Source organism: Microbacterium foliorum (assembly GCF_006385575.1).
In the GTDB taxonomy this organism is placed as follows: Bacteria; Actinomycetota; Actinomycetes; order Actinomycetales; family Microbacteriaceae; genus Microbacterium; species Microbacterium foliorum_B.
This window is the reverse complement of the sequence record NZ_CP041040.1, coordinates 3,542,034-3,564,749: the sequence shown is the minus strand read 5'-3', so window position 1 is coordinate 3,564,749 and position 22,716 is coordinate 3,542,034. Positions and strand designations below refer to the sequence as shown.

Annotated in this window: 24 protein-coding genes; 12 read left to right on the top strand and 12 right to left on the bottom strand. The window is 66.8% G+C overall.

The genetic code is table 11. From position 1 onward, the window contains the following. Nucleotides 1–311 precede the first annotated feature (311 nt). Nucleotides 312–1,694 carry a replicative DNA helicase gene (gene dnaB, locus FIV50_RS17265; RefSeq protein WP_375137385.1) on the top strand — a complete coding sequence of 461 codons (1,383 nt, stop codon included), beginning with the start codon at nucleotides 312–314 and terminating at the stop codon, nucleotides 1,692–1,694. A gap of 219 nt (nucleotides 1,695–1,913) precedes the next feature. On the opposite strand, the gene FIV50_RS17260 is transcribed toward dnaB, so the two are convergent. Together FIV50_RS17260 and FIV50_RS17255 are read right to left on the bottom strand one after the other, a co-directional pair. Beyond that, nucleotides 1,914–2,213 (bottom strand): hypothetical protein, encoded by a 300-nt coding sequence (locus tag FIV50_RS17260; protein WP_140038498.1) that lies wholly within the window; start codon nucleotides 2,211–2,213, stop codon nucleotides 1,914–1,916. 659 nt (nucleotides 2,214–2,872) lie between these two features. Next, a protein-coding gene (locus tag FIV50_RS17255; protein ID WP_140038497.1) for an IS3 family transposase occupies nucleotides 2,873–4,035 on the bottom strand; the annotation gives its coding sequence in 2 pieces (ribosomal slippage) (nucleotides 2,873–3,748 and nucleotides 3,751–4,035; 1,161 coding nt in all). On the opposite strand from FIV50_RS17255, the gene FIV50_RS17250 reads away from it, so the two are divergent. From FIV50_RS17250 to FIV50_RS17235, 5 genes are all read left to right on the top strand, one after another. After that, the gene (locus tag FIV50_RS17250) at nucleotides 4,034–4,717 is read left to right on the top strand and encodes an alternate-type signal peptide domain-containing protein (RefSeq protein ID WP_140038496.1); all 684 of its coding nucleotides are present in this window, start codon (nucleotides 4,034–4,036) and stop codon (nucleotides 4,715–4,717) included. The two genes, FIV50_RS17255 and FIV50_RS17250, sit on opposite strands and share 2 nt — an antisense overlap. A gap of 27 nt (nucleotides 4,718–4,744) precedes the next feature. Continuing rightward, complete coding sequence (locus FIV50_RS17245) at nucleotides 4,745–5,335, top strand: SipW-dependent-type signal peptide-containing protein (protein ID WP_140038495.1); 591 nt, start codon at nucleotides 4,745–4,747, stop codon at nucleotides 5,333–5,335. Continuing rightward, entirely contained in the window at nucleotides 5,332–5,880 is a 549-nt protein-coding gene (locus FIV50_RS17745; RefSeq protein ID WP_181164268.1) for a hypothetical protein, read from the top strand. The genes FIV50_RS17245 and FIV50_RS17745 overlap by 4 nt, the downstream gene beginning before the upstream one ends. Before the next feature lie 2 nt (nucleotides 5,881–5,882). Continuing rightward, on the top strand, nucleotides 5,883–6,473 hold the full coding sequence (locus FIV50_RS17740) for a signal peptidase I (protein WP_181164267.1): 591 nt from the start codon (nucleotides 5,883–5,885) through the stop codon (nucleotides 6,471–6,473). 71 nt (nucleotides 6,474–6,544) lie between these two features. Then, on the top strand, nucleotides 6,545–7,189 hold the full coding sequence (locus tag FIV50_RS17235; RefSeq protein WP_140038493.1) for a hypothetical protein: 645 nt from the start codon (nucleotides 6,545–6,547) through the stop codon (nucleotides 7,187–7,189). Nucleotides 7,190–7,689: 500 nt separating this feature from the next. Here the strand turns inward: FIV50_RS17235 and FIV50_RS17230 are convergent, their stop codons facing one another. Together FIV50_RS17230 and istA are read right to left on the bottom strand one after the other, a co-directional pair. Then, nucleotides 7,690–8,439: an ATP-binding protein gene (locus tag FIV50_RS17230; RefSeq protein WP_140038492.1), complete on the bottom strand. Its 750-nt coding sequence runs from the start codon at nucleotides 8,437–8,439 to the stop codon at nucleotides 7,690–7,692. Beyond that, nucleotides 8,436–10,028 carry an IS21 family transposase gene (gene istA / locus FIV50_RS17225; protein ID WP_140038491.1) on the bottom strand — a complete coding sequence of 531 codons (1,593 nt, stop codon included), beginning with the start codon at nucleotides 10,026–10,028 and terminating at the stop codon, nucleotides 8,436–8,438. Before istA ends, FIV50_RS17230 begins: the two co-directional genes overlap by 4 nt. 126 nt (nucleotides 10,029–10,154) lie before the next feature. Here istA and FIV50_RS17220 point away from each other — a divergent pair, with 126 nt between their 5' ends. From FIV50_RS17220 to FIV50_RS17210, 3 genes are all read left to right on the top strand, one after another. Continuing rightward, complete coding sequence (locus FIV50_RS17220) at nucleotides 10,155–10,445, top strand: hypothetical protein (protein WP_140038490.1); 291 nt, start codon at nucleotides 10,155–10,157, stop codon at nucleotides 10,443–10,445. A gap of 196 nt (nucleotides 10,446–10,641) precedes the next feature. Next, on the top strand, nucleotides 10,642–10,836 hold the full coding sequence (locus tag FIV50_RS17215; protein WP_140038489.1) for a three-helix bundle dimerization domain-containing protein: 195 nt from the start codon (nucleotides 10,642–10,644) through the stop codon (nucleotides 10,834–10,836). A 73-nt stretch (nucleotides 10,837–10,909) separates the two neighbouring features. Beyond that, on the top strand, nucleotides 10,910–11,461 hold the full coding sequence (locus FIV50_RS17210; RefSeq protein WP_140038488.1) for a pyridoxamine 5'-phosphate oxidase family protein: 552 nt from the start codon (nucleotides 10,910–10,912) through the stop codon (nucleotides 11,459–11,461). 40 nt (nucleotides 11,462–11,501) lie between these two features. Here FIV50_RS17210 and FIV50_RS17205 read toward each other — a convergent pair whose 3' ends face one another. Next, complete coding sequence (locus FIV50_RS17205) at nucleotides 11,502–11,900, bottom strand: arsenate-mycothiol transferase ArsC (protein WP_140038487.1); 399 nt, start codon at nucleotides 11,898–11,900, stop codon at nucleotides 11,502–11,504. Nucleotides 11,901–11,921: 21 nt separating this feature from the next. Further along, a complete protein-coding gene (locus tag FIV50_RS17200; protein WP_140038486.1) occupies nucleotides 11,922–12,596 on the bottom strand; it encodes an arsenate reductase/protein-tyrosine-phosphatase family protein in 675 nt (224 codons plus the stop codon). A 48-nt stretch (nucleotides 12,597–12,644) separates the two neighbouring features. Between FIV50_RS17200 and FIV50_RS17195 the strand changes: the two genes are divergently transcribed. Both FIV50_RS17195 and FIV50_RS17190 read left to right on the top strand, forming a co-directional pair. Continuing rightward, nucleotides 12,645–13,406, top strand: a complete 762-nt coding sequence (locus FIV50_RS17195) for an aquaporin (RefSeq protein ID WP_181164266.1) — start codon at nucleotides 12,645–12,647, stop codon at nucleotides 13,404–13,406. Nucleotides 13,407–13,414: 8 nt separating this feature from the next. Next, nucleotides 13,415–14,803, top strand: a complete 1,389-nt coding sequence (locus FIV50_RS17190) for an FAD-dependent oxidoreductase (protein WP_140038485.1) — start codon at nucleotides 13,415–13,417, stop codon at nucleotides 14,801–14,803. Nucleotides 14,804–15,030: 227 nt separating this feature from the next. On the opposite strand, the gene FIV50_RS17185 is transcribed toward FIV50_RS17190, so the two are convergent. The 3 genes from FIV50_RS17185 to FIV50_RS17175 all read right to left on the bottom strand — a co-directional run bounded on the left by FIV50_RS17185 (nucleotide 15,031) and on the right by FIV50_RS17175 (nucleotide 20,094). Further along, nucleotides 15,031–17,622, bottom strand: coding sequence for a helix-turn-helix transcriptional regulator (locus FIV50_RS17185; RefSeq protein ID WP_140038484.1), 2,592 nt, complete (start codon nucleotides 17,620–17,622; stop codon nucleotides 15,031–15,033). A 687-nt stretch (nucleotides 17,623–18,309) separates the two neighbouring features. Further along, nucleotides 18,310–19,095 carry a DNA/RNA non-specific endonuclease gene (locus FIV50_RS17180; protein ID WP_140038483.1) on the bottom strand — a complete coding sequence of 262 codons (786 nt, stop codon included), beginning with the start codon at nucleotides 19,093–19,095 and terminating at the stop codon, nucleotides 18,310–18,312. 102 nt (nucleotides 19,096–19,197) lie between these two features. Then, nucleotides 19,198–20,094, bottom strand: a complete 897-nt coding sequence (locus tag FIV50_RS17175) for an SDR family oxidoreductase (RefSeq protein ID WP_140038482.1) — start codon at nucleotides 20,092–20,094, stop codon at nucleotides 19,198–19,200. Nucleotides 20,095–20,386: 292 nt separating this feature from the next. Here FIV50_RS17175 and FIV50_RS17170 point away from each other — a divergent pair, with 292 nt between their 5' ends. Further along, nucleotides 20,387–20,944, top strand: coding sequence for a dihydrofolate reductase family protein (locus FIV50_RS17170; protein ID WP_140038481.1), 558 nt, complete (start codon nucleotides 20,387–20,389; stop codon nucleotides 20,942–20,944). 15 nt (nucleotides 20,945–20,959) lie between these two features. Here FIV50_RS17170 and FIV50_RS17165 read toward each other — a convergent pair whose 3' ends face one another. The 3 genes from FIV50_RS17165 to FIV50_RS17155 form a co-directional block, all read right to left on the bottom strand. Then, nucleotides 20,960–21,187 (bottom strand): RNA-binding S4 domain-containing protein, encoded by a 228-nt coding sequence (locus FIV50_RS17165; RefSeq protein WP_140038480.1) that lies wholly within the window; start codon nucleotides 21,185–21,187, stop codon nucleotides 20,960–20,962. 38 nt (nucleotides 21,188–21,225) lie between these two features. Then, nucleotides 21,226–21,528 carry a hypothetical protein gene (locus tag FIV50_RS17160; RefSeq protein ID WP_140038479.1) on the bottom strand — a complete coding sequence of 101 codons (303 nt, stop codon included), beginning with the start codon at nucleotides 21,526–21,528 and terminating at the stop codon, nucleotides 21,226–21,228. A 162-nt stretch (nucleotides 21,529–21,690) separates the two neighbouring features. Further along, a complete protein-coding gene (locus FIV50_RS17155; RefSeq protein ID WP_258184330.1) occupies nucleotides 21,691–22,530 on the bottom strand; it encodes a hypothetical protein in 840 nt (279 codons plus the stop codon). Nucleotides 22,531–22,716 lie beyond the last annotated feature (186 nt).

Below are 22,716 nucleotides of genomic sequence, written 5' to 3'. Positions count from 1 at the left end.
CTCATCCACAGGCTGGGGAAACTCTAAACTCCAGGCCAAGTGGAAAAACAGACCTCGGTTTCGACGTACTCCACCGAGTTATCCACATGTGTTCTGCACAGACTCTCCGGACTTGTTCGCACGCTTTCCACATAGTTATCCACAGGGCGTGTTGCGACCGAAAACCCCCGCTCGTAGCGTGGTGCAGCGACCCGATGTCGGAAGTGCCTGTTTTGCTGTGCGAACGGTCCTTCTCCAGCTGACTCGCATCGAGTGTCCGACGCAGTCGGCACGGAGCACACCGGAAAGAACGTCGCATCGAAGGGAGCAGTGTGTCGATCGCCGACATCTCAGAGGAGCGCCTCGGGGGCAAGCGTCCACCAGAGCGCACGCCCCCGCACGACACGCTCGCCGAACAGAGCGCGCTGGGCGGAATGCTCCTCTCGAAGGATGCTGTCGCCGATGTGATCGAGACGCTCAAGGGCGCTGACTTCTACATCCCCAAGCACGAGCTCATCTTCGAGGCGATCCTGTCGCTCTACTCGCACGGCGAGCCGACCGACGTCGTCGCCGTCACCGACGAGCTCATCAAGACGGGCGAGCTGAGTCGGGCCGGCGGTGCCGACTATCTGCACACGCTCACCTCGATCGTCCCCACCGCGGCGAACGCCGGCTACTACGCGGGCATCGTGTCGGAGCGGGCGATCCTGCGTCGTCTGGTCGATGCGGGCACCCGCATCGTGCAGCTCGGTTACGACGGCCAGGGCGACGCGACCGACATCGTCAACAACGCCCAGGCCGAGATCTACTCGATCACCGGCTCGGAGACCGCCGAAGACTACGTGCCGCTGCAGATCGCGGTCGACGCCGCGCTCGAGGAGATCGAGGCGGCCAGCGGCCGCGACGGCTCGATGACGGGCGTTCCGACCGGCTTCAAAGAGCTCGACGAGCTGACGAACGGCCTTCACGGCGGGCAGATGATCGTCGTCGCCGCGCGTCCTGCGATGGGTAAGTCGACGCTCGCGCTCGACTTCGCGCGCTCGGCATCCATCGGTCACAACATCCCCTCCGTCTTCTTCTCGCTCGAGATGGGCAAGAGCGAGATCGCGATGCGTCTGCTGAGCGCCGAGGGGCAGATCCCGCTGCAGAACATGCGAAAGGGAAACCTCGACCCTCGGGACTGGACGACGGTCGCGGCGACCCGAGGACGCATCAACGATGCCCCCCTGTACATCGATGACAGCCCGAACATGACGCTGGTCGAGATCCGGGCGAAGTGTCGTCGACTCAAGCAGCGTGAGGGGCTGCGGATGGTCATCATCGACTACCTGCAGCTGATGACGTCGGGCAAGCGCGTCGAGTCGCGTCAGCAGGAGGTCTCGGAGTTCTCGCGAAGCCTCAAGCTCATCGCCAAGGAACTGCAGGTTCCGGTCATCGCACTGTCGCAACTGAACCGTGGTCCTGAGCAGCGCACCGACAAGAAGCCCGCGATCAGCGACCTGCGTGAGTCCGGCTCGATCGAGCAGGACGCCGACATGGTGATCCTGCTGCACCGCGACTCCGTCTACGACAAGGACGTTCGTCCGGGCGAGGCCGACCTGATCGTGGCCAAGCACCGTAACGGCCCGACCGCGACGATCACCGTGGCCTTCCAGGGGCACTACTCGCGCTTCATGGACATGGCGCCGGGCGGCGACTTCAATGACGGTTCCTGAGTGAAATGTCCAATTCCGGGCTGATTTGTCATAGAGATGTCCGATGGGACAGGTCGGCCGGAATTGGACGAGACTGCGTAGTCTGCTCAAGTCGGAGGCAGCGGGCGTCAAGCGTGTCGGGTCCGTGCCAATAGGCGACTCGTGCTTGGTGCCCGCCGTCGTGCGTGCGCGAGTCTCGTTCTGTCGCTCCGCGCTCGGCTCGTGGCCGCAGGTCTGCCGTTAGATGTTGTTCGCGAACGCCTGCTCGAGGTCAGGCAACTGCGCGAGCAATGGATGCGCGAGGCGTCGATACCGAGTTGCTCGTTCGAGTGTCGACTCATCGACTGCGGCGACGATGCCGAGCTTGATGCACCTGGAGAGCAGTCCGTACGCGATGTTCGTAGGGATGTCGGTGCGATGGAGCAGATCCCGCATGGTGAACTCATCCGTATCGAGCTCGCGGAGGGCGCAGAGGAACGCGAACATGTTGCTGTTGCCGAAGAGCAACTTCGACTGTTCGCGTGTCGTGGTGTTCGTCACTGCTTCCTGCCCCGTTCGCACGCGTTGCACATGTGCAACCTAGACATGTCTAGCGTAGTAAAGCCGTCAGCCGAGGGTCGAGTGTCGGCTCAACTGTATGAGTTGACGTCGGGCGGTGCACTGCATGATTCAGACGTCAACGGGCGCCGCCCGCGTCGCTCACCGGCCCGTCGAGGCTGTGTGAGGTCGAGCGGGCTGGGTGCTACTCGTTGCATCGCGAGCAGTGCAGACGGACTATTGCGCTGTGCGGCGTATGCAGGCAAAGTAGTCCCATGCTGGCATTTCGCGAATCGCGAATCGCGAAAGACGTGGCGAGCTGTGGGAAACGTCGGTGCACGTGCGTCGGCCAGCAGGGGCGGTCGACGCGCTGACGCTGGCGCGACTGTCGCTTGAGGCGATGGGCGATTCCGTGCCGTTCAGGTCGTTCCGGTGGAACCACGGCCAACCGAACTTTCCGGGTTCGTTCTGGTCCGAGAAGATGCAGGCGCATGTTGGCTACGAGTCGCGTCTCGAACTCAGTCACTTGCTTGTGGCCGAGTTCGATCACGATGTTGTGCGCATGTGGTCGCAACCGTTCAAGCTCCTCGCCGCAAGCGGTACTCGGCGTGCACACGTGCCGGACTACGGGACTGCCGCACGAACAGGTGACAGTTGGGGTGTCAGGCCGCGAGTGCGACCGGGTTCATGATGGTCTCGTATTCGATGGGGGTCAATCGGCCCAGGCCAGCTTGCCGGCGGCGTCGGTGGTAGGTCCTTTCGATCCAGGTGATGATTGCGATTCGGAGCTCTTCTCGGGTTCGCCACCGTTTGCGGTCCAGGACGTTCTTTTGCAGCAGGGCAAAGAACGATTCCATCGCGGCATTATCACCGGCAGCGCCGACCTGGCCCATCGATCCGATGAGGTGATGACGGTTCAGAGCGTGCACGAACTTCCGGGACCTGAACTGAGATCCGCGGTCCGAATGGACGATGCAACCGGCCGCGTCGCGACGCCGGGATACTGCGTTGTCCAGGGCGTTCACCGCGAGACGGGCCTTCATTCGGTCGCTGATCGAGTAGCCCACGATGCGGCCGGAGAACACGTCTTTGATGGCGCAGAGGTAGAGCTTGCCCTCGTCGGTCCAGTGCTCCGTGATATCAGTGAGCCACAGTTCGTTGACGTCATCGGCGGAGAAGTCCCGCTTGACGAGGTCGTCGTGGACTGGCGGGCCGGGGCGCTTTCCGTTCTTGGCGCGCTTCTTCCCGAACACGGACCACCACTGGTTGTCTCGGCAGATCCGCCACGCGGTCCGCTCACACATCTCCTCGCCGGCTCCTGCCGCTTCGCCGACGAGGAACCGGTAGCCGAACTCGGGATCGTCGTGGTGGGCGTCCAGCAGCGCGTTGGCGCGATACGCCTCGACTATCTCTGATTCCGTGACCTGGTGTTTGAGCCAGCGGTAGTAAGGCTGGCGGGAGAGCTTCAGGACCCGCAGGGACACCACGACGGGGATGCCGTCATCGGCGAGCTCGCCCACGAGCGGGTAGAGCCTTTTCCCGGCAGGTTCGCCTGCGAGAGGTAGGCGGCTGCGCGGCGGAGGACCTCGTTCTCCTGCTCCAGCAGCCGGATCCGCTTGCGGGCGTCGCGCAATTCGGTCGACTCCTCCCGGCTCCTTCCGGGGCGGTTGCCGTCGTCGATGTCGGCTTGGCGGATCCATTTGTGGAGCGTCATCTCATGGACGCCGAAGTCCTTCGCGATCTGCGCGAGACTGACGCCGTCCTCACGGGACCGGGCCACGCGCACGACATCTTCGCGGAACTCCTGTGGGTAGGGAGCGGGCATGGTGCACATCCTTCCAGGCCGCCCCTACGGGCAAGCCAGATCAGATGTCACCTATCAGTGCGGCAGTCCCGCGGCAAGCACCAGTATCAACGTCAAGTCGTGTCATGCTGATACCCACGTAAATCATCAAGGAGCAGGGGCAAGCATGAGGAAAGTGACCAAAGCCACGATCGCGGGAGCGCTCGGTGTCGTGTTGCTTACAGGCGGGACCACGTTCGCTTTGTGGAGCGATTCGGCAAACGTGAACGGGGGCACGGTGAACTCCGGCACCCTGGCACTCACGCCATCGGGCACACCCGCGTGGAACGACATCTCGACCCCGACACCGGTGCCGATCACGATCGCGGACTTCCTCATCGTGCCCGGAGACACGATCGAGTACACGGCCGCCTTCACTGTCGACGCATCGGGAGACAACCTTTCAGCCACCCTCGATGTGTCTGATCCGGTCGCGGCTACCGGTGATGCGGCATTGCTCGCAGCGACTACGGTCACCCAGACGTTCACATATGTCGGCGGTGAGCCGGTTACCGATGGGGCCATCACGAGCGCCGACGATGGCGAGGTGATCAACGTGACCGTGACGATCGTGTTCGATGAGAGCACACCGGGCACGACCGCGCAGGCCGAGAGCATCAACCTAAGCGATATGACAATCACCTTACAGCAGGACGCCCGGTAACGCCCGCGCCCGGATACGGAAGCCCGTTTGAAACGTCTCGCCGTCACCATCGCAGCGGTCGCGCTGGTCCTCCTCGTGGGGACCGGTACGACTGCGGCGCTGTGGAACGATTCCGAGGCCGTCGAAGGCACCACCGTTAACTCGGGCACCCTGAAACTCACGATGAACGGGCAATCACAGGTGACGATCGGACCGTTAAGCGGTCTCTACCCTGGTGGCGTCATCGCCACGAAGATCGCGCTCGCCGGCCAGGCATCCGGCAATCTCGGGCTCGACTACACGCTCGCAGCCATCCTCTCTGACACCTCGTCGGCCTCGTCGACGCTGTACGGCATCATTGACGCTCAGGTCTTCACCCAGAGCGATGCGGGAGCCTCCTGCGCATCCACCGGACTACCCGACGGGATGCAGGTGTACGGCAGCGGTGGGGGCTTCACAGAACTGAGCGCACTGGTCGTAACCGAGTCACTCGTTGCTCCGGCTGCGGATTCCGCGACGACCCACTTGTGCATACGGTTCACGATCCCAGCTGGAACTCCGCCCGACGTCGGCGGCATCGAGCTCAGCGGGGCGGCGACGACCTTTACCATCACCGCGACGGGTGAGGGCACCCGATGAGCGCGCGGGAGCAATCGCGTAGACGGCGGCGATGGCAGCTGCCGCTCGCGGCGCTCCTCATGATCGGTGCGGGCGCACTAGCGCTCCCCGCTTCGGCGCAATGGTCGGCGAACGCACAAGCCTCGGTCTCCGCCACGGCGGGCTACCCGGCAATCACCGTGAGTAACGGGCAATGGCTGAGTTGCCGAGGACCACAGTTTCACAACGGATACGCGGACAGCATCGGCGCGGACTTTCAGGTCGTGCAGTATCTGTACCGCGATCAGATCGCGCCGGTGTTCAGCAACTTCAGGGTCTACCGGATCGTCGGCGGCGTGACACGGGACCAGCTGTGGGCACCCAGTTCCGCGCCGTTGGACAATCCGAGTCAGTACAACTACCTGTTCCACGGCCGCGGCACCGAGTTCTACAACCTGCCGCCCGACAACTCACCGATGCAAGTGTATGTGCGACCGGTCTACGCCAGCGGTTGGCTGGGCCCCAAGAGCAACACAATCACGATCTATCCTCAGCCGGACCTCAGCCAGAGCTACTGCCAGACATGATCATGACGCAGCACGCACCGACCCCGGCCGACAAGCTCGGCGAATGCGACGCTGAGGCGCCGATCGAGCACACACAACCTCGCCCGTGGCGCGGACTGTTGCGTTTCATCGGGTGGGTCGTGTTCGCGCTGGTCATGGCCGTCGTCGCACTCGTGCTCGTTATCCCGCGGCTGATCGGGGCCGTTCCTCTCGCCGTGCTTACCTCGTCGATGGAGCCGGTCTTGGCCCCGGGCACCCTGGTGGTCTCGCAGTCCGTCGACCCGGAGACTCTGGCGATCGGAGACGTCGTGACGTTCCAGCCGGTCTCCGACGACCCGATGCTCGTGACACACCGCATCGTCGAAGTCGGATACCAGGCCGACGGTGACCTTACGTTCACGACGCGCGGCGACAACAACGGCGCAGACGACCAGCCGATTGTGGGAGACCAGGTGATGGGCAAGGTGGTCTACTCCGTGCCCTACGTGGGATACGTCACCACCTTATTCGGCGTTACGGAGCGGGGCTGGATCGTCGGAGCACTCGGGGGACTCCTCATCGGCTATGCCGTCTTCACCCTCCTCCGCGCACTGATGAGAAGGCAACCCAGATGAGGCTCTCGTGTAGCGCCGCTATCGCACTCTCGGCAACCGCGCTCCTGCTCTCGATGGCGTCGACGATATTCGTGGACGACGCGTACGCCGCCGATTCCCCCGTTGCATCGCAATTGCGCCTGAGTTACGACGGGGTCACCTGGCACGACGACCTGCCAGCACTATTCGAGCCGGCGACGTTGGTTCCGGGCGACGTGCTCATGACGACGTTGTTCGTGCGCAACGACTCTGAGGACGCGGCGACGCTGACGATTATCGCCGAAGATGTCGCCCTGGCGTCGAGCTCGCCGGATCCGTTCTACGACGAGCTCGCCCTCGTTGTGCGCGAGCAAGGTTCCGCCAGCGTCGAGGTGTCGTTCTCTGAGCTGTCGGACGCCCAGCTTTACGGCTCCCGCGTCGATCCCACGCAGGTCGTCGCCCTCGATATCGCCTTGGTCTTTCCGCACGATGCCACGTCGGGTGCGGATCTGCGCGTGGATCGCGCATCGTTCGCTCTGCGCGTGACACTGGCACACGACGAAGCGATCATTCCGAGCGAACCGGGAGACCAACCCGGTGATCCCGATGAGCCGCTCCCTGGCACCGGCGGAACCGCGGCCGGACTCTGGTGGGCGCTGGCGGCGATCACCGCGGGGACGACGGCGCTGTTGTTCGACCGTCCACGAGCGACGATTGGTCGCGGTACATCGCACGGCAGGCTCGGGAAACGTTCGTAACGACCGTCTCGAACCTGCCTATTGAGCACTCAGAGCACGGAGCGCGCTCGACTGATTCGGCTATCGATCGTCGCAGACGTCGTCGTATTCGGCCGGCACGGCATCGAACAGCGCTGTGTGGCGCTGTTGTCGGTTTCCGGTTCCGCTACCGGTAGGACGACGTCGGAGACATCGGCGGAACCCGACACCGCCATGCGATCGAAAAGCCGCCCTTCTCCAGGTCCGCTCACAGGTCGGGATGCTCCTCCCGATACTACGTACCCAGGTGCCCAGGGTGCCCTGCGGAACGCCAGTATCGACAGCAGACCTGGCCGCCTCGATGCCCCCGGCATCGTTTCTGCGGGAACGTCATACTGCGCGATAGCGTCGAAGCATGAAATGAGTATTCGGCGGTGTGAGCGCCGCTGATTATTGCGGTCGAGCGCCACTCGATATCGCGGTTCAGCGCCAGCAGGAGCGTCGGTGAGCGCCGCGCATGTCGACGCTCACCGACGCTGTGATCACCGCGTCGCCGTCGCGGCCTGTTCGCGCATGTTCATCTCCCCGGTCGTGATCCAGATCGTGTTGTGAACGATGCGATCCATGATCGCGTCCGCGTGAACACCTGACCCGAGCCGCTGATGCCAGTCCTTCTTCGCGTACTGCGTGCAGAACACCGTCGAGACGGCGTCGTAGCGGCGCTCGAGCAGCTCCAGCAGCATCGATCTGACATCATCGTCGGGCGGGTCGAGGAGCCACTCATCGATCACGAGGAGCGTGAACGATGAGTACTTCCGCAACCACTTCTCTCGCCCGCCGGGCTTGTCCTGCGCCGTCGCCCATGCTTCCTCGAGGTCGGGCATGCGGATGTAGTGGGCCCGATAGCGGTGCTGGCAGGCCTGCTTCGCCAGCGCGGACCCGAGGTACGACTTCCCCGACCCGGTGAAGCCTTGGAAGACGACGTTCTGTTGCTGGGTGATGAACGAACACGTCCCCAGCTGAGCGAGAACACCCCGGTCCAGGCCGCGCTGCTCGATCAGATCGACACGACGCAGGTCCGCGTCCGGGTAACGCAGCCCTGCCCGTCGGATGAGGCCCTCGACCTTGGACTGCGTGAACGCGGCGTGGGCGTCGTCGACGGCGAGCTTGACGCGCTCTTCGAACGCCATCCCCAGGGTGAGGGTGTCGTCTTGCGCTTCGAACGCGTCCAGCAAGACGCTCACGCCCATCTCGCGCAGCTTGCGCTTGGACTCGCTGTCGATCCGGCTCACCGGTCTTCTCCCGCGTAGTAGTCCGCCCCGCGGACGTACCCCGCTGGCTCCGCGGACGCGTCGCCCAGCGATGACGATGGCGGTGACGATGGCTCGAACCGTGGCCGTCGCCGGGCCGGCGGCGCGTCTTGCCCGGTCTCCAGGATCGGTCGCAGGTGCGCGTAACGCGGCGAACGGACCTGTGACCCGAGTGCGACACGCGCGGCGGCCTCGACCCTGCCGGCCGAGTAGCGTCGGGTGAGGCGCAGCACCGCGAGAGCCGCGTCCAGGCCCTGCTCGTCAACGGGCACGGACTCGAAGATCCCTTTCACGATCGTCGTGGTGTTCTCCCCGACCCGGGCCGCCCACTCCCGGACGCGTTCGGCATCCCACTGGCGATACCGCGGACCGTCCGGAAGGTCACTGTCGTGCGTGTAGTGCTCGCCCGTGACCCCCACCGGCGCGAGGAGATGACTCGTCAACCGCGCATCGCCGTCGAACACCTCCAACGCCCGTTCGGTGACGCGCAGATCGACAGCCCGCCCGACGTGCGCGTAAGGGACCGAGTAGAAGTTCTTCTCGAACACCACATGCCCGTCCTTAAGGACCCGCCTGCCGTAGAACCAGCGACTGATCTCGTACGCGACCGCCGGCAGCGGCCGCAGCAGCGGCTTCTCTTCCGCCTCGAACACCGACAGCCTCGACCCTGCGCGCTTCTGGAACGGCGCCGCGTTATAGGCGTCCATCCGCTCGTAGATCGCCTCGCGCAGCTCCGGCAGCGTCGCGAACTGCTCGTCCCGCAGCGCCGCGATCACCCAGGTCGCGACCCCGCTGACGGTGTTTTCGACACTCGCCTTGTCTTTTGGCTTCCGGACCCTGCCCGGCAGCACCGCCGCGCAGTAGTGCGCAGCGAGCTCGCGATACGCGTCGTTGAGGACGACCTCGCCCTCGGCCGGATGCGAGATCACGCCCGTTCTGAGATTGTCTGGAACGATCCGTGGAACGCTCCTGCCGAACCAGTCGAACATCGCCTGATGCGCGCGCAGCCATGCTTCCTGCTTCATGTCCAGCGACGGCCAGCAGAACGCGTACCGGGAGAACGGCAGACACGCGACGAACAAGAACACCCGCGTGCGCTCGCCCGTCACCGAGGCGAGGCTCATCGTCTTGCCGGACCAGTCGACCTCGACGCTCTGGCCGGCCTTGTGGCCGACGCGCGACGTCAACCCGGCGACGAGGACATGCTGCTGGTAGGTCTTGCAGAACCGGTCATAGCCCATCGCGGCCGTCCCCGTCGCCTGGCAGGCATCGCGATACTCGCCATGCAGGAGCTTCAACGTGACCCCGACACGAGCGAGCTCCCTGTGGACCTCGCCCCAGTCCGGCTGGGCGTAGACGCTGTGATGCTCGCCCCGACCGGGAAACAGGCGCACATACACGTCCGCGTCCGCCACGTCGGCGACATCGCCGAAGTCGATGCCCGCCGCGTCAGCGGCGGCGATGACCGCGTCCACGGAGTGCCGGGACATGCCCTGCGCGGCGATCTGTCGCCGCGAGAGGCCCTCCGCTCGGAGGCGAAGCACGAGCTTCGCCTTGATCTTTCGTACCATTCGGTTGCTCCTTCTGCCGCGTGAGTGGCCACGCGGCAGAAGGAGCCTAGAAACCCGCGCGACAGGTGGCGCTCACATCGACGATCCGGTGGCGCTCACGGCGACGATCACGCCCACGGCGACGCGGTGCCCGACCGCGATACGCGCGGCGCTCAGCAAGCCGAATACTCACTTCTCATCGGAGCGACTCAATCGATCTGGCGCACGGGCAGCGCGGCCGCCCATGGCCAATACCACTTCGGCTTGATGCGTCTCGAACGGAGCGATCCGATCGCGGCGGAGGGGAATCACTCCGTCGCTCGCCTCTACGGGGATCTCGAGGTTGACGTCGGCCCGGCCCTGGCGACAGGTGCGATGACGCTGAGCGAAGCGTTTCGGATCTACGACCTTCGCCGTGCATCGCACGTCGGCACGTGACTGGTCCGTCTGGCGGGCCTGATGCCGCGGTGAAGATTTTGGCCATATGCCGCGGAAGCTGCGCCCGATTCAGCGGACAACTACTGTGGAACGCGCGGCGTGTCTGGACGTTTCACCACGGAACCTACATTCAACTGATCGATCGGGCCCGAATCCCGCTCTAGGCTGGGCCGCCCTCTCGGCGTACGATGCCGCTGTGGCCACAAACATCGACCCTCAAGAGATCGTGAAGCAAGTCACCGATCGACTGGCTGAGCGCTATCCCGAAGTCCAGCATGAGCACATCTCGTCGCTCGCCGTCGAGGAACTCGGAAAGATCTCGAACAGCAGGGTCACCGACTATCTCACCGTGCTCACCGAGCGCGCTGTTCGCAGCCGTCTCGCGAAGTAGGCCGGATCCGGCGGACTCACGCCGGGATGTACGGGCGAGATTCGCACGGATGCAGCAGGAGTAGCCTTCGACCGTGGCCAAAGTCTTCGATTCCATCGACCAGAACCTGAAGCAGTGGATCGAGAAGCAACCCCTGTGGTTCGTGGCCACAGCGCCCCTCGGGGCGGAGGGGCACGTGAACATGTCGCCCCGCGGCCACGACTCGTTCTCGGTTCTGGACGAGCATCGGGTCGGCTGGGTCGACTACACCGGCAGCGGCGTCGAGACGATCGCGCACATCCGCGAGAACGGCCGCGTGTGTCTCATGTTCAACTCGTTCGACAGCAGGCCCCGCATCGTTCGGCTGCACGGCCGGGGCGAGGTCTTCCTTCCCGGGCAACCTGGCTTCGACGAGGTGGCCTCGCGGCATCCGGAGCACCCGAGCACTCGAGCCGTCATCACGGTGCACGTCACGCGCGTCAGCGATTCGTGCGGGTGGGGCGTGCCGGTCATGGAGCTGAAAGGCGAACGCGACCTTCTCCGCCTTCAGGCGGACAAGAAGGGGGAGGACGGCATGGCCGAATACCGCGCTTCCCGCAACGCGGTGAGCATCGACGGTCTGCCGGGGTTCCCTGCCGAGCTCTGACCGACGCCCTCGGTGCGCCGGTCGCACCCCCGTTTCGCGCTCAGCGCCTGAGCAGTGTCTCCTGGATCTTCGCGGCGACGGCCTCGCGCAGCGGGCGCACCGCGTCGGCATCCCACGACTCGGGGTTCGGGAACGACCACTCCAGCACCTCGCCGCTGGGGGTCGAGGGCAGCGCGAGCCCTGGCTTCATCAGCACCACGACATCGGCCGCGTCGAGGTCGTCGCTCGTGACGGCGCGGGGCACACGGTCGGTGATGTCCATGCCGAGCTCTGCGACCGTGGCGGCCACTGCCGGGTTCACCTCGTCGGAGGGTGAGAGACCCGCGGAGGTCGCGACGAAGCGATCGCCGGCCAGGTGCTGCAGCAGAGCGGCGCCGAGCTGCGAGCGGCCGGCGTTGTGCTGGCAGATGAACAGGACGGTCGGGGCGGTGTCGGTCACGGGTTCTCTTTCTTGTGGGGATCAGCTCGCGGCGAGACGGGGAGCGAGCTGGATGATCCGGCGCTCCAGCTCGTCGTAGGCGGTGTCGAAGGCGTCGACGGAGCCGACGCGCACCGGGTCGGGGATCGACCAGTGCAGGTGACCCGAGACGCCGAGCTCTTCGTGCGCGTTGTCGCAGACGGTCACCACGAAGTCCGAGTCGGTCACTACGGCATCCAGAGCGCGGGGAGGCTCATCGGGGAGGTCGAGGGAGTGGCGATCTGCCGCGGCCACTGCGCCAGGATCGATCCGCTCGGCGGGGTGCGTTCCCCCCGACGATGCGGGGATGCTGCTGTGGGCCGACCACAGCGCTGCGGCCAACTGGGATCGGGCCGAGTTCGCGGTGCAGACGAACACGACCCGGCTCGCACGCTCGACCCGCCCCGGCGTGAGTCCGTGCAGTGCGGTGTCGGTCAGGTGGACGTAGCTGCGCCGCTTGTCGGCCTCCGACCGCGAACGCGCCACGATCCCGACGGCTTCGAGCGCGTTCAGGTGATGCGTGATCAAGTTCGCCGGAAGCCCCAGGGCCACCCGGATCTCGGTGGGGGACAGATCGCCCAGAGTCAGCAGGTCGACGATACGCAGGCGGGACGCGTCGCCCAGCGCCGCGTGCTTCGCTGCACGGGCGTCGACATCGGTGGTTTGTTCAATGTTCATTGTCTCAATCTTGACTGAAGCACCCGGCCCGGGTCAAGATGAGTCGACATGAACATCTCGCCTCCGTCTCGCATCGAGCCCCTTCGCCCCTCCCTGCCGCGTCGCGCTGCCGCCGAGTTCGTCGGCTCGGGACTGCTCGTCACCATCGTCGTGGGGTCGGGCATCGCCGCCCAGCGGCTGTCTCCCGAAGACGTCGGGCTGCAGCTGCTCGAGAACAGTCTGACGACGGCGCTGGGCCTGGCGGTGCTGATCCTGATGCTCGGTCCCGTCTCGGGCGGGCACTTCAACCCGGTGGTGTCGATCGCCGATTGGCTGATCGGGCGCCGCGCGGGCACGGGCCTGCCGCTGCGCGACCTGCCGACCTACGTGCTCGCGCAGATCGTCGGCGGCATCGCGGGAACCCTCCTCGCCGGGGTGATGTTCGACACGGCGCCGGCGTTCTCATCCCACGACCGCGCGACCGGCGGGCACCTGGTCGGCGAGGTCGTCGCCACAGCCGGTCTGGTGCTGTTGATCTTCGCACTCGCCCGCACGGGCACGGCGTCGGCGACGGCTGCCGCGGTCGGGGCGTACATCGGCGCGGCGTACTGGTTCACCAGCTCGACGTCGTTCGCGAACCCGGCTGTGACGATCGCGCGCATGTTCACCGACACATTCGCCGGAATCGCGCCGGGCTCGGTGGTTCCGTTCATCGTGGCGCAGGTCGTCGGGGCCGCTCTCGGCCTCGCGCTCCTGCTCGTCTTCTATCCGACGGCCGCCCGCACCGCGGACCGTGTCGTCGTCGCCCAGCACCTCGAAACCCAGCCCTGAAGGCAGCCATGCACCTCGTAGCGATCGGCGGAAGCGACGCCGGAATCTCCACCGCACTGCGGGCTCGCGAACTCGACCCCTCGGTCGACGTCACCGTGGTCGTGGCCGATGCCTATCCGAACTTCTCGATCTGCGGCATCCCCTATTACTTCTCGCGCGAGGTGCAGCCGTGGCAGTCCCTCGCCCATCGCACGCACGCCGATCTCGAAGCCACCGGCATGACGCTGAGTCTGAACACCCTCGCCACGGCCATCGACGTGCAGGGGCAGAGGCTCACCGTGCGTGACCAGGACGGCACCGAGTCGAGCATCGCCTACGACGAGCTCATGGTCGGCACCGGGGCCTCTCCGTCGACGGCCGGCATCGCGGGTCTCGACCGGCTCGGCCCCGACGACGGCGTGCACCTGCTGCACTCGATGGGGGACACCTTCGCGCTCGAGCGCTACCTCGACGAGCATCAGCCCGAGACGGCGATCATCGTCGGTGCCGGGTACGTCGGACTCGAGATGGCCGAAGCTCTCACGGTTCGGGGCCTCCGGGTCACGCAGCTTCAGCGGGGGCCCGAGGTGCTCTCGACCCTCGACCCCGAGCTCGGTGCGCTGGTGCACGACGAGCTCACCCGTCACGGCGTCGACGTGCTCACGGACACCCGCGTCGAAGAGGTCTCGCGCGAAGCCGGGCGGCTCACGGTGTCAGGATCCCGCGACGACGAACCGTTCTCCCGCGATGCGGACCTGGTGCTCGTCGTCGTCGGTGTGCGCCCCAACACCGGACTTCTCACCTCAGCGGGTGCTGCGACGGGTGCCGGCGGGGCCGTCGTCGTCGATGACCGGATGCGCACCGGGCTGCCGCATGTCTGGGCGGCAGGTGACGGAGTGGTCACCCATCACCGCCAGCTCGGTGTCACCTACCTGCCGCTCGGCACGACCGCCCACAAGCAGGGGCGCGTCGCCGGCGAGAACGCGATCGGCGGCGACGCGCACTTCGCCGGAAGCCTCGGCACGCAGGTCGTGAAGGTCTTCGATGTCGTGGCGGCTCGCACGGGCCTACGAGACCATGAGGCGATCGCCGCGGGTTTCGCGCCGCACAGTCACACCGCGATCGCGGACGATCACAAGCGCTATTACCCCGGAGCCACTCCCATCAGCATCCGTGTCACGGGCGACACCCTCGACGGGCGCCTCCTGGGTTCTCAGCTCGTCGGCACGCGCGGCGCCGAGATCTCGAAACGAGTGGACACGTATGCCGCGGCGCTGCACCACGCCATGACCGTGGCCGAGATGAGCGACCTCGACCTGTCGTACACGCCGCCGCTCGGCTCACCGTGGGACGCCGTGCAGGTCGCGACCCAGGCCTGGGAGCGAGAGGCGCGCACCCTGTCGCAGCGTCTCGTCTGACGCGCGCGCGCCGGTGCGCGGGGATCGTCCAGCTGATCCGGGGAGGACGGGACGCCCCCACCACGGGGGAGGCGGCAGAAAGGGCGCCCCATCCGATGCCGTCAATGGGCGGCACCCCAGGTGTCGCGTTACAGCGCGACAGAACTGTGTGGCAAGCGTGGCACCACCGGCGTCACCGCACAAGCCCCATCGTCGACCGGTATGCCGCTGGTCGGGCGGCTCCCCGATCAGTTCAGCGCTTCGGCGTGACGGCGCAGCTCCCTGCGGTTCGACACGTCGAGCTTGCGCATGATCCGGTGCATGTGGCTCTCGACCGTGCGCACACTCAGCACGAGTCGGGAGGCGATCTCGGCGTTGGAGAGTCCGCCAGCGGCGAGGCGCCCCACCTCCTTCTCGCGGTCGGTGAGGGTGACCGCTGTCGCGCCGAACCGCGCGAGGTCGTAGTGCCTCCCCGGGTGACGGGCACGGATCTGCTCCTCGCGCTCGACCGCGCGCTGCTGCCCCGCCTCGTCGCCGCGCTCGGTGAACCAGGCCCGCGCGAAGCGGCAGGCCGACAGCGCAGTGCCGGTGAGTCCCCGGACGTCCAGCTCATCCGCGACGGCGAGCATCGCCGCGGGATCCCGCTGCACCAGCGCGCTCACGAAGGCGGCATGGGCGGCCAGCCCTCTCGCCTCCGGGAGCTCTTTCGCGCGCGCCATCGCGACGGCCAGCCTGGTCGGCGTCGGGTCGAGCTCGACTGCGGAGAGGAGGGCGGTGAGTCCGGCCACCCGTGCTCCGCGATTCCAGAGAGCTTCGCCGGAGCGGGCGAGCAGCTCGGCGGCCTTCTCCGTGCTGCCGTCGAACGCGAGCAGCTGCACCTGGGGCCACGCCTTGCTCTGCCCCGGAAGCGGGCCGTCTTCGGCCCCGAGCTGCTCCAGGTCGGCGGCCAGCCGCTCGCCGGTCGTCACCTGCCCACGGCGGATCGCGACCACGGCGGCGACCGACAGCAGCGAGAGCTGCACCCCGGGCGGCAGGGGTGAGGGCTCTCCTGCCGAGAAGATGACCTCGAGCAGGTCGTCGACGGCCGCATGATCACCCGCTGCCAGATGACACAGTGACGCGGCGGTGCCGAAGGCTCGCACAGCGTCGATGTCCAGATAGCCGTGCGCCTCGTCGAACCCGCGCTGCAGCACGTCGAGGGCGGCTCTCGGGTCGCCCTGGCCGAAGAGCGCCATGCCGAGCAGCACCCTGGGGGTGTACCTCTGCTCTTCGTTCTCGAGAGCCTCGATGAGGCCGAAGACCCGAAGCGCATCGGTGAACCGCCCGAGGCTGACGAGCACGCCCATCTGCGTCTCGAGCATCATCAGCGTGACCGTCACGGGCAGCTCGTCTGTCACCTCGAGGCGGTTGCCGAAGTCTGCGGGCACCGTGTCGAGATTCGCGAGCAGCTGCACCTCGGCAGCCCTCAGCATCCCGGCGTGCACACCCGCCGTCTGGGCGTCGTCTTGCAGTTGCGCGACCGCCCGCTGCAGGTCGTCGTCGACGTAGGCGGTCCACTCGGCCTTGAGCACGGCGAACTCGGCACGACTGGCGTCATCCCCGGTGCGGGTGGCAGGAGACGAGAGGACGTCGGCGATCACGTCTCGCACCTTCGCCGTGTGGGTGTGCATGAGGGCGCGGATGTAGCGCACGGCACTGGCGGCGGTCGGGTTCGCCTCCCACTCGGCGGCCGTGACGATGCGGCGTGCGCGGGCGCGCTCCTGCAGCAGCCGGACGAACAGCGCGTCCTGACCGCCAGACGCGGTCGGGGACGACTGCTGGTCGGTGAGCACCGACCACACCGACTCCGGCGTGCTCAGCTGTCGCACGATCTGGCTCGTCAGTCGCGTGCGTCGCGCGGTGAGCGGCTCGTGCCGGAAGAATTCGACCAGCAGGGGTGGCATGACGGCGACGAGCTGCCGGTCGCCGCTGGGGATGAAGGTGATCATCCGGCGCTCCTCCAGCAGTTCGAGCGTGCCCCAGTCGACGAGCTGGCTCGCCGTGTCGATATCGGCCACTCCGACGATCGCGATGATCTCGAGCGCATCGCGCGTGGCGTCGTCGAGACTCTCGAGGTGTGCTTCCAGCACTGCTCGCAGTCCGCTGCTCCACAGATCGCGGGTCGCGGTCCACTCGCCGCCGCGCAGCACGAGACGCTGTTCACGCACGGTCGCGTCGACCAGGGCCAGCGCGAGACCGATGTTTCCTCCCGACTTCGCGAACACCCGGCTCATCGTGCTCGCCTCGATCGGGTGCGAGAGGTATCTCTCGAGAGCCGTCTCGAGCTCTTCGAAGCGCAACGGAGTCATGTCGATCACATACGTGGGCTCGAGAGTCGATGCGGAGAGGCCGCTCGGAGTGTGCCTGGCACGAAGACCCTGCAGCCGGGAGAGCACGATCGGCACCCCGTATTCGCGTCGCACCGACTCCGCGACGCCCCACGACGACTCGTCGAGGTCATCCCAGTCGTCGAGGAACAGCACCGAGCGCGAGGCGCGGAGCGCCTGACGCAGCGAGTCGGCCGTCTCGTGAAGATTCGGCCCCGGCCGTTGACCGCCGGTGGCACCGATGCCGGCGAGATGCAGCGCGGCGAGCGGATGCTGGCGCAGCGACGCGATTCCACGCACCGAGACGACCGTCCACTCGTCCTGCTCGACGCGGGCGCGCAGCGCTGTGAGAAACGCACTGCGACCCGAACCGCGGCTGCCGACGACATCGATACTGACGCCCGCCTGGATCAGAGCCACTGCTGCGGCGAGACTCTCCTCGCGACCGACCACCATGAGATCCCGCTTCCTCACGCGCTGTTCCTACGCAAAAGTACACTCCAGGACCGGGTGGGGGATAGACGCGATGCGACGAGCCGACGCTGCTGCTCTTCACCGAGCTTTCCGCACGATCGGACCGATGCTGCCGCGAATGCGGCACGGTGCGCGGACCGACCGCCGAGCTTGCGTACCGCTCGGTGATGATCCGCGGGATGACAGACGCCGAGCAGTAGCCGGATCGCGAGTACTGAGGGGCGTCGTATCGGACTCCGCAGCGCCCCGACCTCGCTCTACGCAACGGCGACGGGTCGCCACTGAGATTCGCGCAGAACACTGCTGGACGGGCACGAGGCAGCCGGTGATTTCTCACGGCCTCAGGCAACCCCTCTATGACCGAGAGTGCTGTATGCCAGCCTCGCGGCCTCCCATCACTCGTGTCACCACTGCGGCGGGCGCTGCGCGCCACTGAGAGAGCGGGCCCCGGCACCGAAGATCGCCGCTCCCGGTTCGGACTCCGGTGGTCTCTGCGTCTTCCGGCACGTGGTGCACGAGATGGTGGAACGGTTCGATCACCCAATCGGATCACCGCGGATCATCCGCGCGAACGCCGCCACAGAGTCGCATTCCTCCCCGCTCGCGACTTCTCCCTCCCCGGATCGTGGCGGCGTTCACCGGTGCCTGTCGCGGTCGCGTGGTCGCTGCGGATGCCGCGCGGTGGTGTCAGAGCACGATGTCGGCGGCCTCGGTGAGCCGAGTCCAATCGGGCGACCGAGCTCCCTGCCGGGCGAGCACGTCGGCGTCGAGCAACGGCCCCATATCGAGCCCTGTGACACGGGCGATCTCGGCGACGGCAACCTGGAACGTGCGGTACGCGCCCAGTGGCGGCGCGGCGAGCAGGCCGTCTGGAGTGTCGACGAGCTCGGACTGATCGAGCACGAACCCGGCGGATGACAGACCCTCGGGTGCCTGCCAGGCGGCGATCTTCCAGAACAGCAGGGGGATGCGGATGCCGCGATAGGGCGGGTCGTCGTCGCCCAGCACAGGAGCGGTGAACACCGAGATGCGCTGATCGGTCGCCTCTGCGTACTCGATCACATGGTCTTCCAGTCCGAGCCAGAGCTCCTTCGACTGGTTGAAGCCGGCTGCCTGCGGGGCGGCGTTCGGGTAGAAGAACGTCGCCTCGGTGGCATCCCTCGCCTCATCGACATCGCCCCATCCCGGATCACGCCGCCGCACGAGATGGCCCCGGTCGAGGTCGTTGCGCGCGTAGACAGCGGGACCCGTCTGCAGCTCGGCTTCGACTCGGGGGTCGAGACGCCACTCTCCGGTGCGTGGCAGTTCGCGCAGCAGTGCTCCGTCGATGTTCACGCCCGTCACGGCAGCAAGCCGACGGTCGCCGTCGAGCAGCACTGTGAAGCGCGGGTAGGTCAGCTCGGTCGCATCCTGTGTCGGCCGGGGCAGGGCGACCCGCGTCGGAAGGAAGTCGAGGTCGTATCCGTCTGCCATGCCCCCATGATGCCCGCCCCCTCGGACATCTCCCAAGGGGTTGCCGGACACGGGAACGCCCCCACCCGATCGTCTCGGGAGGGGGCGTTCGCCGTCAGCGGGTCACGGCGTGGGCATGCCGCCGTTGACGTTGAGCGTCTCGCCTGCGACGTAGCTCGACTCGGCCGAGGCGAGGAACACGTAGGCCGGTGCCAGCTCGGCCGGCTGTCCCATGCGGCCGAGAGGCGTGTCCTCACCGAACTCCGGGAGCTTCTCCTGCGGCTGTCCGTCGCTCGGCTGCAGCGGAGTCCAGATCGGGCCCGGAGCCACGGCGTTCACGCGGATGCCCTTCGGTGCGAGCTGGTCGGCGAGGCCCTTCGTGAATGCGTTGATCGTGGCCTTGGTCGACGCGTAGTCGACGAGGATCCCCGACGGCGAGTACGCCTGGATCGACGTGGTGTTGATGATCGTCGACCCGGCCGGGAGGTGCGGCAGCGCGGCCTTCGTGATCCAGAACATCGCGTAGACGTTGGTCTTGAAGGTGTCGTCGAACTGCTCGTCGGTGATGTCGGTCAGAGACTCCTGGTAGACCTGCTTTCCGCCGTTGTTCACGAGGATGTCGAGGCCGCCGAGCGCGCCGACCGCCTCAGCCACCAGCGTGCGGCAGTACTCGGGATCGCGCAGGTCACCGGGGATCTGCGCCACGGTGGCGCCGGCTTCCCGCAGGATGCCGGCGATGCGCGCAGCATCCTCCTCCTCCTCCGGAAGGTAGGAGAGCGCGACGTCGGCGCCCTCGCGGGCGAAGGCGATCGCGGTCGCCGCTCCGATGCCCGAGTCGCCGCCGGTGATGAGAGCCTTGCGACCGGTGAGACGGCCGGTGCCGCGGTAGCTCTCCTCGCCGAGGTCGGCCTTCGGGGCGAGGTCGGCGTCGAGCCCGGGCTCGGGCATGCGCTGCTTCTCGGGCTCGATGTCGGAATAGAGCTCGGCCGGGTTGACGAACGTGTACTGGTCGCGAGACATGGGGTGTCCTCTCGGTCGCTGGTCTGGGGGTATGACTCCAGCCTGCGTCGAGGTCGTGATGTGGGCCAGCGCCTTGCGTCTCCGGACTCAGGTCGCTAGGGCGGTGCCCGGGAGACGTCGTTGACGTCGCGTGGGGAGGAGAACTGCTCTTAGGGAGGAGAGATTCGCAGGATTCCTCAGCCCGAAGGGCAGATCTCCTCCCGAGGGGCAGCAGCCCGAAGGGCAGATCTCCTCCCGAGCGGGCGCCATGCAAGGGGTCGACCAACCCCGGCGCCCGGAGTAGCCTCGCCGCATGGCCCGACTCATCTACTCCATGATCACGTCGCTCGACGGATACGTCAGCGGGCCTCACGGAGGATTCGACTGGGCGCTCGATGAAGAGCTGCACGACTTCATCAACAGGCAGTTCGCCGACGTCGGCACGTATCTCTATGGCCGACGCATGTACGAGACGATGGTCTATTGGGAGACCGCCCACCTCGAGCCCGATCAGCCGCAGGTCGGCATCGACTACGCACGGGTCTGGCAGGCGGCCGACAAGGTCGTCTTCTCGAAGACACTCCCTGACGTGGCGAGCGAGCGCACGCGGATCGAGCGGACGTTCGACCCCGAGGCGATCGAGCGCTGGAAAGCCGAATCCGACAGCGACTTCACGGTCGACGGGCCGACGCTCGCCGCCGAGGCGATCCGCGCGGGCCTGGTCGACGAGTTCGGCCTGTTCATCGGCCCGGGGATCGTCGGGGGCGGCAAGCCTTTCTTCCCCGGCGGTGTGCACGTCGATCTCGAGCTGCTCGACGATCGGCGCTTCAGCAGCGGTGTGATGTTCCTCCGCTACGCGACCCGGCGGTGACCGGGAAGCCCGGCGTCAGGGGCGCACGCGAACGGTGCGGCCCTCGAAGGTGACCAGGTCGCCGTCGTGCAGCTGACGGCCTCGGCGACGATCGACCTCGTCGTTGACCTTCACGAACCCGTCGATCACGACCTCCTTGGCGTTGCCGCCCGAGTCGAGCAGCCCCGAGTACTTCAGGAACTGTCCGAGGCGGATCATCTCGCCGCCGATGCAGACATCGTCGATGCGGCCGGAATTCGTCATGAATGAAATGGTAGCCGCCGAACGCCATCAGCCGACGATCAGCCGAGCGCGCGCTGGAGCCGTTCGCTGAGTCGGTCGGCCGCCTTCGAGGTGGTCCGCCGACGCGTCGGCGACTGCAGTGCGATCCTCACGTCGGATCCGCCCGCGGTCATCGGAGTGGCGACGACCCTCACGTCGGCGGGCCCCCCGAACAGCGTCCGTCGTGTGCTGAACGCCACGGAACGATGATCGGAGACCCGCCATTCGACGTGCTTCAGCTCCGTTGTGAGCTGCTGCAGCACCCGCACGACGGAGTCCGCCTGCGCGGGTGTGTAGAAGTACGTGTGCACCGTGACCGGCATGGATTCCCCTGACGACAGCATCTTCGGTCTGCGATCGAGACCGTACCCACCTACAGAGACCGCGCGGTGAACGGATCATGATGCGAAAGTGCCGAACTCGTCGGAGATGCGTCGAGCCGCCGACCCCGGAGGGCCGACGGCTCGAAGAACGACGCGAGTCGTTCAGTCGTCGATGTCGGTGCCGACCACGGCGAAGTCGGCGCTGAAGTCGATGTCGATCGAGCGGCGGTCGCTCGTGAGCACAGACGCGTCGTAGGGGCTGACCTCATCGTTGTCGGCGTCGAGGTCGGTGATCATGCCGTCGGCCTCGGCCAGCGCGGCGTCGACGAGTGCGCGGATGGTCGCCTCGTCGAGGGTGTTCGTGGGGGCGGAGTCGTCGTCGTCCTGCTCGGTCGAGATGACGGTGGCCGCGAGGTCGGCATCCACGCGCACCTCGGTCTCGCTGCCGTTCGCCGCCGTCAGCTGCACCTCCCAGGTGCCGTCGCGCTTCGCGTCGATCGAGGTGACGTCGCCGTCGGCTGCGCCGCGGGCGGCATCCGCGATCTCCACGAGCTCATCGGCCGAGTCGGTGCCGATTCCGGTCACCGGGCCTCCGCCCTGGGGTGCGCCCTGCTGGTCGTCGTCGTCACGGTCGTCGCGGTCGCCGTCCGGCTGCCCGCCGTTGTCATCGGCATCGCCGCGGGGGGCGTCCGAGACCGAGGGGCGGTCGTCGTCGTCGCCGAACTCGTCGCCGATCGCTGCGCCGATGGCCACGCCACCGCCGGCGAGAACCACTGCGGCCGCGATTCCTCCGCCGATCAGCAGAGCCCGCTTGCGTCCGCGCCTCGCGGGGGCTGCGGGAGCGGATGCCGGAGCGGCGGTGTCAGCGGCGAGCGGTGCGACGGGCACGCTCTCGGCGTCGTGGGCCGGCGTCGGGGCGGGGGGCGCGGGCGGTGCCGGCGGAGTCGAGTTCGCGGGGAGGTTCTCGGGCGTCTGGTCGGGGGTCGAGTTCTTGTCGTTCATGTCTCGATGCTCTCGTAGCAGTGCTGAAGCCACCCTGAAGCGTCCTGAAGAGTCCTTCAGGAAGCGGAGATCGGCCGCACCGGGTCGTGGCCTGGGGTTTTCCTCGTGCCGTTTGCAGGATCCGGGCACGTCTGCAGGACGAGAACAGGTGTCTGGTCCCGCATCCGTGCTTCAGTCCTGCGGGCG

Bases quoted from the DNA above. Each gene is read 5' to 3' on its own strand.
- FIV50_RS17250 (WP_140038496.1), top strand. From the start codon at position 4,034: ATGGTGCACATCCTTCCAGGCCGCCCCTACGGGCAAGCCAGATCAGAT.
- FIV50_RS17745 (WP_181164268.1), top strand. From the start codon at position 5,332: ATGAGCGCGCGGGAGCAATCGCGTAGACGGCGGCGATGGCAGCTGCCG.
- FIV50_RS17740 (WP_181164267.1), top strand. From the start codon at position 5,883: ATGACGCAGCACGCACCGACCCCGGCCGACAAGCTCGGCGAATGCGAC.
- istA (WP_140038491.1), bottom strand. From the start codon at position 10,028: ATGGTACGAAAGATCAAGGCGAAGCTCGTGCTTCGCCTCCGAGCGGAG.
- FIV50_RS17200 (WP_140038486.1), bottom strand. From the start codon at position 12,596: ATGAACATTGAACAAACCACCGATGTCGACGCCCGTGCAGCGAAGCAC.
- FIV50_RS17195 (WP_181164266.1), top strand. From the start codon at position 12,645: ATGAACATCTCGCCTCCGTCTCGCATCGAGCCCCTTCGCCCCTCCCTG.
- FIV50_RS17190 (WP_140038485.1), top strand. From the start codon at position 13,415: ATGCACCTCGTAGCGATCGGCGGAAGCGACGCCGGAATCTCCACCGCA.
- FIV50_RS17180 (WP_140038483.1), bottom strand. From the start codon at position 19,095: ATGGCAGACGGATACGACCTCGACTTCCTTCCGACGCGGGTCGCCCTG.
- FIV50_RS17175 (WP_140038482.1), bottom strand. From the start codon at position 20,094: ATGTCTCGCGACCAGTACACGTTCGTCAACCCGGCCGAGCTCTATTCC.
- FIV50_RS17170 (WP_140038481.1), top strand. From the start codon at position 20,387: ATGGCCCGACTCATCTACTCCATGATCACGTCGCTCGACGGATACGTC.
- FIV50_RS17165 (WP_140038480.1), bottom strand. From the start codon at position 21,187: ATGACGAATTCCGGCCGCATCGACGATGTCTGCATCGGCGGCGAGATG.
- FIV50_RS17160 (WP_140038479.1), bottom strand. From the start codon at position 21,528: ATGCCGGTCACGGTGCACACGTACTTCTACACACCCGCGCAGGCGGAC.
- FIV50_RS17155 (WP_258184330.1), bottom strand. From the start codon at position 22,530: ATGAACGACAAGAACTCGACCCCCGACCAGACGCCCGAGAACCTCCCC.